General features: G+C 43.1%; 6 protein-coding genes and 1 pseudogene. 3 read left to right on the top strand and 4 right to left on the bottom strand.

Going from position 1 to position 9,380, the window contains the following annotated elements:
• Nucleotides 1-135: 135 nt before the first annotated feature.
• The 3 genes and pseudogenes from ntrC to glnA form a co-directional block, all read right to left on the bottom strand.
• Nucleotides 136-1,575 (bottom strand): nitrogen regulation protein NR(I), encoded by a 1,440-nt coding sequence (ntrC, locus tag VZ94_RS19140; protein ID WP_045780458.1) that lies wholly within the window; start codon nt 1,573-1,575, stop codon nt 136-138.
• A pseudogene (glnL, locus tag VZ94_RS19145) lies at nt 1,562-2,633 on the bottom strand (nitrogen regulation protein NR(II)). The gene ntrC and the pseudogene glnL overlap by 14 nt, the downstream one beginning before the upstream one ends.
• A 267-nt stretch (nt 2,634-2,900) precedes the next feature.
• Nucleotides 2,901-4,310 (bottom strand): glutamate--ammonia ligase, encoded by a 1,410-nt coding sequence (gene glnA / locus VZ94_RS19150; RefSeq protein ID WP_045780459.1) that lies wholly within the window; start codon nt 4,308-4,310, stop codon nt 2,901-2,903.
• Between the two features lie 464 nt (nt 4,311-4,774).
• Between glnA and VZ94_RS19155 the strand changes: the two genes are divergently transcribed.
• The 3 genes from VZ94_RS19155 to VZ94_RS19165 all read left to right on the top strand — a co-directional run bounded on the left by VZ94_RS19155 (nt 4,775) and on the right by VZ94_RS19165 (nt 8,073).
• Nucleotides 4,775-6,031, top strand: coding sequence for a porin (locus VZ94_RS19155; RefSeq protein WP_045780460.1), 1,257 nt, complete (start codon nt 4,775-4,777; stop codon nt 6,029-6,031).
• Between the two features lie 273 nt (nt 6,032-6,304).
• A complete protein-coding gene (locus tag VZ94_RS19160; protein ID WP_045780461.1) occupies nt 6,305-6,643 on the top strand; it encodes a P-II family nitrogen regulator in 339 nt (112 codons plus the stop codon).
• A 17-nt stretch (nt 6,644-6,660) separates the two neighbouring features.
• Nucleotides 6,661-8,073 carry an ammonium transporter gene (locus tag VZ94_RS19165; RefSeq protein ID WP_045780462.1) on the top strand — a complete coding sequence of 471 codons (1,413 nt, stop codon included), beginning with the start codon at nt 6,661-6,663 and terminating at the stop codon, nt 8,071-8,073.
• Nucleotides 8,074-8,120: 47 nt separating this feature from the next.
• On the opposite strand, the gene VZ94_RS19170 is transcribed toward VZ94_RS19165, so the two are convergent.
• Entirely contained in the window at nt 8,121-9,197 is a 1,077-nt protein-coding gene (locus tag VZ94_RS19170; RefSeq protein WP_045780463.1) for a PA0069 family radical SAM protein, read from the bottom strand.
• Nucleotides 9,198-9,380: the final 183 nt, after the last annotated feature.

The following is a 9,380-nucleotide window of genomic DNA, read 5'->3' on the forward strand; positions in this document are numbered from 1 at the left end:
GTTAAAAATCGCTAAACGCTGGACGTTTATTTTAGATACGGACTTAATCATTCGTCATATCGACAACCAAGTCGATGCCAATTTCGATTGCAAAAACGCCGCAGACCGAATTAAACGCTTTCAGCAAACTGGTCACTAAACATCTTCAATACCTAGCTCTTTAATCTTGCGTGTCAGCGTATTTCGACCATACCCTAATAATATCGCGGCTTCATGACGCCTACCGTGGGTAAAGTTCAATGCTGACTTGATTAAAATAGTTTCTACCGCCGGTATCGTATGCTTAGCGACTTCGCTTTCTTTATTCATTAACTGCCTATCTACCCAGAGTCTTAGCATAGACTCCCAATCAGCCACCAGTGCGTTTTTTTCCGCTGGTGTATTTAACAACTCGGGCGGCAAATCATGTAAATGCACTTCCCGCCCAGACGCCATGACGGTTAGCCAGCGGCAAATATTTTCCAATTGCCTAACATTACCCGGCCAATCTAACGAGCTTAAGAACGCTTCGACATCAGATTTCAATGTTTTAATTTCAGTATTTAACTCATTAGCCGCTTGCGTTAAAAAGTAACGTAATAATAAAGGAATATCTTGTTTGCGATCTCTTAACGGTGGAATATGAATTCTTATGACATTTAAGCGATGAAATAAGTCTTCGCGAAATCGCCCTTGCTCAACTAACACTTCTAAATTCTGATGCGTAGCGGCAATAATACGCACATCGACTTTTATCGAGGCATGAGCACCAACGGGATAAAACTCTCCATCGGCTAACACGCGTAATAACCGAGTTTGCAACTCCGCAGGCATATCGCCAATTTCATCTAAGAATAAAGTGCCGCCATTCGCTTGCTCAAACCGCCCTGCTCTGCGCATTGCCGCCCCAGTAAACGCGCCTTTTTCATGACCGAATAATTCCGACTCCATTAAGTCTCTAGGAATAGCTGCCATATTTAACGCAATAAACGGAGCTTTTGCCCTAGGACTGTGGCGGTGTAAGGCTTTTGCAACCAGTTCTTTACCGGTACCTGACTCGCCATTAATTAAAACCGTAATATGCGAGCGCGCTAATCGGCCAATTGCTCTAAAGACTTCTTGCATCGCTGGAGCCGCACCGATAATCTCAGGTGTAGTGGGCATAGGCGTAGCTTCATCGCCTGCACTGCTTTGGCTAGCCATTAAGCGCTCTCGCTGCTGACGGCCATGTTTACAAGCACGTCTGGCTAAATCGACTACTTCTTTAATATCAAATGGCTTGGGCAAATACTCAAATGCTCCACCATGAAACGCAGACACCGCACTTTCTAAATCAGAATGCGCTGTCATCACAATCACAGGTAAATCGGCATGGCTTTGCTGGATTTTGGCTAGTAACTCCAACCCATCAATGCCAGGCATTCGTATATCAGTAATTAACGCATCGGGCGCATTATCAGAGACTAAAGCTGCTAATAACTCTTTGCCACCCGCAAAACTACGCGTAACAATGGCCGCTTTTTGTAACGCTTTTTCTACGACCCAGCGTATAGATTTGTCATCGTCTACAATCCAAACGGTTTCAGGCTTTGTCATGGCCAGTCTCCACGGGTTTACTTTCTATCGGTAAATAAATCGAAAATACAGTATTTCCAGGTTCACTATTGCATTCTATTAAACCGCTGTGCTGGTTAATCAGTGCTTGTGCAATTGATAAGCCCAAGCCTGTACCTTCCGCACGACCAGTTATCATAGGATAAAAAAATTTGGTGCATCATATCGGCGTCTATCCCTGGGCCATCATCGATAATATCGATTTTAGCCGCTAATTTGTAATGCCTACGGCCTATCGTTAAATGCCTATGAATCCTAGTCTTTAGTACGATATGCCCCCTACCCTCGGTGGCTTGCACCGCGTTACGAGAGATATTTAAAATCGCTTGAATTAATTGATCTTTATCGCCATAAATAGGCGGAATACTGGGATCATAATCCGTTTTAATACTTAAACTACCACTAGACTCAACTTGCACTAACTGGCGCACACGTTCTAATACTTCGTGGACGTTGGTCATTCTTTTATTAGGCAACTTATTTGGACCTAGCATTTTATCCATTAAGTTTTGTAAGCGGTCTGACTCAGCAATAATAATCTTGGTATATTCTTTTAACTCTGGGTCATGTAACTCTAAATCCAATAATTGCGCAGCGCCACGCAACCCTCCTAAAGGATTTTTAATTTCATGTGCCAGACCACGAATCAGTAAACGCGCAGTATTTTGCTGTGAAAGCAAGCGTTCTTCCTTTGAAATGCGTAAATGGTTGTCAACTTGTTGTAATTCAACGATAGCTTCAATCACATCATCATCATTGAGTAGCGGTGTAGCACTAAGATTAACCGTCATGCTTTGAGCAATACGATTAAGCGTCAACGCACGTTCAACTAATGGTTCTTCCATGACAATACATTGTTTAATATTATGGGCAAATGCAGGATCTGAGGTTTTAAACAGTTCATAAGCATTCTGTGCGATTAAATGGTGCGCGCTATCCGCTAACAAAATCTCCCCGGCAGTATTAATGTACGTTAAAACCAAATCACGATTAAACAGTAATATAGCTGTATTTAAATGGTCGAGTATTCGTTTATACATATCAGGCTAGGCCTTGCGATAAAGTCTTGTGTTTATAAAAGCAAATTCTAGGCCATAGCTGAAAATTCTTAATTCTAGCAGACAGCACAGAATCCATTTAGGCTGAGTCCTAAGGATTGTTCATCATACCAGATACAAAAGCACCAATATAGTGCATGACGACCTAGCCTATTTGGTGCAATCAAAAAAAACGCCTCAAAAGAGGCGTTTTTAGCAATAATCCGGAGCAACCGAAGGTTAACCACCTCGGTTGCACATAAAGGACGCTTACAAGCTGTAGTACATATCGAATTCAACAGGGTGTGTACTCATTCTTAAACGAGTCACTTCTTGCATCTTCAAGTCAATATAGCCATCGATAACGTCGTTAGTAAATACGCCGCCACGTGTTAAGAATTCGCGGTCATTATTTAATGCTTCTAATGCTTGATCGAAGGCATGGCAAACTTGTGGAATGGCTTTTTCCTCTTCAGGTGGCAAATCATACAAGTCTTTATCCATCGCATCGCCCGGGTGAATCTTGTTTTGAATGCCGTCTAAACCAGCCATCATCATCGCGGCAAACGCTAAATATGGGTTAGCGGTTGAATCTGGGAAACGCACTTCGATACGACGACCTTTTGGGTTGCTAACGTAAGGAATACGAATAGAGGCAGAACGGTTACGAGCAGAATAAGCCAACATAACTGGCGCTTCAAAGCCAGGTACTAAACGTTTATAGCTGTTAGTCGACGCATTAGTAAATGCGTTTAATGCTCTTGCGTGCTTGATAATACCGCCAATGTAATACAACGCTAATTCAGATAAACCGCCGTATAAATCGCCTGAGAATAAGTTAACACCATCTTTGGCTAACGATTGGTGAACGTGCATACCACTACCGTTGTCGCCAACCATAGGTTTAGGCATAAATGTTGCCGTTTTGCCATACGCATGTGCGACATTGGCTACAACATATTTCAACATCAATACTTCATCAGCTTTTTTAACCAAGGTATTGAATTTAACACCAATTTCGCACTGACCTGCAGTTGCTACTTCGTGGTGATGCACTTCGGTCATCATACCCATTTGCTCTAACGTTAAACACATTTCAGAGCGAATATCTTGAAATGAATCGACCGGAGGCACAGGGAAATAACCACCTTTAATACCTGGACGGTGTCCCATGTTGCCATCTTCAAAGACTTTCTCAGAGTTCCAACCCGCTTCAGCAGAGTCGATTTTATAGAAAGACCCGCTCATGTCCGCGCCCCAACGAATATCATCGAATAAGAAGAATTCGTTTTCAGGGCCAAAAAATGCTGTATCTGCAATACCGGTTGATTTTAAATACGCTTCGGCACGCTTTGCTAATGAACGCGGATCACGCTCATAACCTTGCATGTTTTTAGGTTCGATAATATCGCAACGAATCGCTAAAGTCGGGATGTCGTAAAAAGGGTCGATAACGGCAGTGGTAGGATCTGGCTTTAAAATCATGTCAGACTCATTGATATGTTTCCAACCGGCAATCGATGAGCCATCAAACATATTGCCGTCTTCAAACGTATCTTCGTCTATGGTATGCGCAGGAAAAGACACATGTTGCTCTTTACCACGTGTGTCACAAAAACGGAAATCGACGAATTTCACATCGTTTTCTTGAATCATTTTCAATACATTTTCTACAGACATAGAGTCTCCTAATTATTATTTATGTGAATAGTCAGCATTACGCCAAACCTATTAAACAATAACATTTTTTTTGTTGACTTCGCCAATAAAAAATAACCCTATTCATAACCCTGTAATTATTTTGTATCTTTATAAATACAACGCATTTTTATTGTTGTTTTTTTGTTAAATTTGTTGTCAATACTTGACATCTATTGGCAATAAGCTAAGCTACATACTGTTGTTATTGTAGTTTATTAGCAACGAGACTTGCACAACAATAACCCAAACATAATAGATAATCGCTCTAAATATGTGCATTTAGCCATATTGGTAACACAACAGCATTGTAATCTATTGATAGTATTGCCATTGTATTATGGCATATAAAATGCTTTTTTAAACTATAGTGTATTTGCAAACACATCCGCTCGTTGCATTTGAGCAACATTGACCCATGCTTTGACCTTAAGGAGCTTCACATTATGAAATCTATAAGAATTGGTAAAAACCAGGCCATATTTACGACAATTGGCAGTTTATTGCTAGCAACAAGTAGCGCATACGCAACAGACGGCTTAATCGAAGAATTAAAACGCTTCAATATTTCCGCTGGCGCTTGGGCAAACGGTGGTATTACTTACAATGCAACCGACCCAGAAGACAATTTTAATGGTCCTGTGACGTTTGGCGACCGCTCAGGCGAGTTCCAACTTAACCAATTAAATCTCTTCATCCAAAAAGCAGTTGCCACCGAAGGCAAAAACTTTGACGTTGGCGCACGTTTTGATGTCATGTTTGGTACGGACGCTGCATTTACGCAAGCTTATGGCGCGTATAGTGGCGATAACGCAGGTTGGGATTTAGATTTATTAAGAGACAAAAGCGGCTCTCCAGATTCAAATCGCTTTTATGGACTCGCTGTTCCACAAGCCTATTTAGAAATGTATGTTCCTGTTGGCAATGGCTTAAACGTTAAAGTCGGTCACTTTTATACACCTATCGGTTACGAAGTAGTTACTGCGCCTGATAACTTTTTCTATACTCACGCATATACCATGCAATATGGCGAGCCTTTCACACATACCGGTATTTTAGGCAACTATGCAGTTAATAGCAGCCTGTCATTAATGGGTGGTGTTGTTACTGGTAGCGAAACAGGCGGCTGGGATGGAAACTTCGATGCTCAACTAGGTAACTGGGCTGGCATTATGGGAGCGACTTACACACTACCTAATGGTACATCGTTAAACGTTAGCGGTACTTACGGCGCGCAATCTGAAACTAATGACGCTGATTGGTCTATGTATAGCATTGTGTTAAAACACAACTTCAACGACAAAACTCACTTTGTATTACAACACGACCACGGCTATGCTGATAATGTAGCAACGTTTACTGCTATTGAAGATGCTGAATGGTATGGCGTGAACAGCCATTTATACTACGACGTTAAAGACGATTTATCAGTTGGTATTCGTGCGGAATGGTTCCGTGACCAAAACGGCTTCCGCGTATATGCTCCAGGCCGCCCTTTCCAAGGTGGACTTTTACCGGCAGCCAGTTATTATGAGCTAACAGCAGGCGTAACTTGGAAACCAAAAACATGGTTAACAGTACGTCCAAACGTTCGCTATGATTGGGTTGAAGACACCAATGGCACAACTGGCAGCTTGCCTTACGACAGTGGCAATAAAGACAATCAGTTTACCTTCTCTACAGATGTAACGGTTAAGTTCTAAGCTTTAACCGCAAAAAGAATGCGCCGAACAGGCGCATTTTTTTTTTTGCCTATAAAAAACCTCACCAAATGAATGCACCATCATAGCGTTTAACAACCTAATACAAACGCACCAATCTGAATCACAATAATATAAAACGCACCAACTATGGTCGTTTTTTTATGAAATTGCTCACATTATTGTCAGATACGCTAGAACTTATACATCTATGAGTATTGGCACGTAACCTGCTATTGGTTTTTACGAATCATTAATTCACCTAAAGAGGAACAGATGAAACTTATAACCGCTATCGTAAAACCTTTCAAACTCGATGATGTGCGTGAAGCTCTATCAGAAATTGGGGTTTCTGGAGTCACCGTCACTGAAGTCAAAGGCTTTGGTCGTCAAAAAGGCCACACTGAACTTTACCGTGGCGCCGAATATGTCGTCGATTTTTTGCCTAAAGCAAAAATTGAAGTCGCTGTCGGCGAAAGCTTAGTCGATATTGCTGTTGAAGCGATTACCAAAGCGGCTAATACCGGAAAAATCGGCGACGGCAAAATTTTTGTGACTAATTTAGAGCAAGTTGTTCGGATTCGTACCGGCGAAACCGGCGACGAAGCACTATAAAACGTTAAGGAGCTATGATGAAACGACTACATCTTTTATTTTTACTAGCCATGCTTGGCTTTGCCGGCTTAGGTTACGCTGAACCAGAAGCTGTTACCGCAGCCCCTGCTGCCCCTACTCCAACGGTTGAAAAAGGCGACACTGCTTGGGTAATGATTTCAACTATTCTGGTCATTCTTATGGTAATTCCTGGCTTAGCCTTATTTTATGGCGGCATGGTAAGAGCCAAAAATATGCTATCAGTGTTAATGCAAGTGTTTATGATTTTCTGCATGATGGCGTTGTTATGGGCTATCTACGGTTATAGCGTTGCATTTACTGAAGGTAATGCCTTTTTTGGCGGTCTAAGCAAAATGTTTTTATCAGGCATTACGCCAGAATCAATGGCGGCAACGTTTAGCAAAGGCGTTTATATTCCAGAATTTGCCTATGTCGCGTTCCAATTAACCTTCGCGGGCATTACTCCGGCCTTAATCATCGGTGCTTTTGCCGAACGGGTAAAATTTTCCTCGATTCTGTTATTCATGTTGATTTGGTTTACCTTCGCCTATTTACCGATGGCACACATGGTGTGGTATTGGGCGGGTCCAGATGCTTATACCGATGCTGCCGCCGCTGAAAAAGCTGCCGCTACTGCCGGTTTCTTATTCCAAAAAGGCGCTTTAGATTTTGCTGGCGGTACTGTTGTGCATATTAATGCCGGTATTGCAGGCTTAGTCGGTTGCTTAGTCGTAGGCAAACGTATTGGCTATAAAAAAGAATCTCTGGCACCGCATAGCGTGACCATGACGATGATTGGCGCGTCATTACTTTGGGTAGGTTGGTTCGGCTTTAACGTTGGCTCAAACCTTGAAGCGAACGGCTTAGCCGCATTAGTTTTTGTCAATACATTATTAGCCACCGCTGCCGCAACAGTGTCTTGGGTTGCAGCCGAATGGTTAATGCGCGGCAAACCTAGCATGTTAGGTGGTGCATCAGGTGCTATTGCCGGCTTGGTCGCGATTACTCCGGCATGTGGCTGGGCAGGCCCTATGGGTTCTATCTTCTTAGGTTTAGTCGTTGGCGCGGTATGTTTCTGGTCTGTCACCAGCTTAAAAAGCATGTTGGGTTATGATGACTCATTAGATGCCTTCGGCGTACATGGCATCGGTGGAATCATCGGCGCTATTGGTACAGCGGTTGTCGCCAGCCCTGATTTAGGCGGTACTGGTGTATGGGATTACGTCAGCAATGCAGTAGGCCAATACAGCATGAGCACTCAATTAGTTAGCCAACTTTGGGGTGTTGTTATTGCGATAGTTTGGTCGGGTACAGTTGCGTTTATCGCCTTTAAACTAGTTGATATTCTCGTTGGCTTACGCGTCGCTGAAGATGTTGAGCGTGAAGGCTTAGATATTTCTGAACATGGCGAAACTGCCTATCATTTATAACAAACAAGCATCTACCGGTGGGTATCGCGCCCGCCGGTTACTCACTCTTAAGTAAAAAAATCAAAACTCATTTGCCCACCTGGATGAGGTGGCCTAAATAAATCACAGCGTAAGTTGGGCAAGCCTTGATTTAATCCCAGTCGTTTAGTTATCAATTTAAAACGTTGACTCAGCAGTTCAGCATACACACCTGAGCCAACCATGCGTTGAAAAAAAGTAGCGTCATAAGCCTTACCTAAGCGCATATCACGAATCAATTGCATCACATGCTCGGCTTTTAATGGATAATGCAAATGCAACCATTCTTCAAATATGTCGGCAACTTCTAACGGTAAACGCAGCAAAATATAATCAGCGCCTTGTGCACCTGATTCATGCGCCGTTGTAATCACATGCTCTAATTCATGGTCATTTAAACCCGGAATTACCGGCGCAACTAACACATGAACCGGTATTTCTGCGTTATGCAATTTTTCTATCACTGATAGCCGACGTTTAGGCGTAGCGGCCCTAGGCTCTAATAACCGCGCCAGTTTCATATCTAAACTGGCCAGCGAAATACCGACAGTCACCAATTGATGTTGAGCCAACTCGCTTAGCAAATCGATGTCTCGCTCTATTAACGATGATTTAGTGACAATCGTTACCGGATGTCGAGTTTCCAAGAATACCGCTAATAGTTGCCGCATGATTTTATGTTCACGCTCAATAGGCTGATAAGCATCAGTATTTGTGCCAATAGCAATCGGCGCACAACGATAGGTGCGGCGGCTTAATTCGGCTTTAAGCAATTGAGCAGCATCAGGTTTATAGAGTAATTTGCTTTCAAAATCTAACCCCGGCGACAAACCTAAATAAGCATGAGTAGGTCTAGCGAAACAGTACACGCAACCGTGTTCGCAGCCTCGGTATGGATTCAGCGAGCGGTCAAACGGTAAATCGGGCGATTGATTGTAATTAAGGACAGAACGACTGTTATCAAGCAACGTTTCCGTCAGCAACGGCGGTAAATCAGCCTCTAAGCTTCCCCAACCATCATCGACTAATTCTGTCGTTTGCACCTCGTACCGGCCAGCGTGATTACTCGCGACACCTCGACCTTTATATAAAAGTGGTTTAGTCATTGGCAACCTCTCATAAAATCCGACTTAGCCTATTATGGTCTACCAACTTAAGACGGAACAGGTCATTCAGACCGCATAACGCCAGGGATGGCGTGTAGTAGGGCAACGCAGGAGCAGTTGCCGAGGACGCCGTAAATACGTCCCTGTAGGCTTGGCGGCAGCATCCCTGCTGCCGACACCTGG

It is taken from the genome of Methylocucumis oryzae (genome assembly GCF_000963695.1).
Lineage (GTDB): Bacteria > Pseudomonadota > Gammaproteobacteria > Methylococcales > Methylomonadaceae > Methylovulum > Methylovulum oryzae.

Coding starts and splice junctions, on each gene's coding strand:
- VZ94_RS19160 (WP_045780461.1), top strand. CDS start 6,305: ATGAAACTTATAACCGCTATCGTAAAACCTTTCAAACTCGATGATGTG.
- ntrC (WP_045780458.1), bottom strand. CDS start 1,575: ATGACAAAGCCTGAAACCGTTTGGATTGTAGACGATGACAAATCTATA.
- VZ94_RS19170 (WP_045780463.1), bottom strand. CDS start 9,197: ATGACTAAACCACTTTTATATAAAGGTCGAGGTGTCGCGAGTAATCAC.
- glnA (WP_045780459.1), bottom strand. CDS start 4,310: ATGTCTGTAGAAAATGTATTGAAAATGATTCAAGAAAACGATGTGAAA.
- VZ94_RS19165 (WP_045780462.1), top strand. CDS start 6,661: ATGAAACGACTACATCTTTTATTTTTACTAGCCATGCTTGGCTTTGCC.
- VZ94_RS19155 (WP_045780460.1), top strand. CDS start 4,775: ATGAAATCTATAAGAATTGGTAAAAACCAGGCCATATTTACGACAATT.